General features: G+C 74.4%; 1 pseudogene. It reads left to right on the top strand.

From position 1 onward, the window contains the following. Window positions 1-937 (top strand): annotated as a pseudogene (locus ACYVE7_RS34730) (methylaspartate mutase); the annotation flags it as partial.

Raw genomic sequence — 937 nt, 5'->3', positions numbered from 1 at the left:
GGCGGCGGGCTCAACGGGTATCCGGCCGTCAACCACGGGGTGGCGGCGCTGCGGAGCCTGGCGGGCGACGCGGCCGGAGTCCCGCTGCAGGTCCGGCACTCCACCCGCGACCCCCGGCTGCTCGCCGAGATCTCGCTGGCCGGCGGGGTCGCCGCGTTCGAGGGCGGGGCGATCACCTACAACCTGCCCTACTACCGGGATTACGGCCCGCGCGAGTCGCTGGCCCGCTGGCGGTATGTGGACGCGCTGTGCGGCCTCTACCGGGAGCGGTTCGGGATCACCGTCGACCGGGAGTTCTTCGGGGTGCTCACCGCCAGCCTCCTGCCGCCCTGCCTGGCCCTGGCGGCCGATCTTCTGGAGGCGCTGCTGGCGGCGGGCGAGGGGGTGCGGTCGGTTTCGCTGGGCTATGCCGAGCAGGGCAACCGGGTCCAGGACGTCGCGGCGGTCCGGGCGTTGCGCCGCACCGCCGAACGGTATCTGGGGGAGCGGTTCGGCGGCGCGGTCGCCGTCCATGTCGTCTTCCACCAGTACATGGGCGCGTTTCCGCTGGCCGAGGGCAAGGCCCGCGAACTGCTGGCCGGTTCCGCGGTGACCGCGGCGCTGAGCGGGGCGACCAGGCTCATGCTGAAGACGCAGGTCGAGGCCGTGCGGATCCCGAGCCTGGCCGACAACGTCGCGGGGCTCAGGCTCGTCGGTGACGCCCTCGCCGCCGCGGATCCGCTGGACGTCGACTGGGCGCTGGTCGCCGCCGAGGAGGAGCTGATCGTGCGGGAGACCACGGCCATCGTCGACGCCGCGCTCGCCGCCGGGCGGGGCGATCCGGCTGAGGCGGTCGTGCGGGCCGTCGAGGACGGTCTGCTGGACGTCCCGTTCTCGCCGAGCCTGTGGAACGCGGGCCTCGCGGTTTCCGTCCGCGACCGGCACGGCGCGGTGCGGT

The sequence above is a fragment of the Actinocorallia lasiicapitis genome (genome assembly GCF_054778695.1).
The sequence above is the reverse complement of the archived record's forward strand: the minus strand, read 5'-3'. Positions and strand labels throughout refer to the sequence as shown.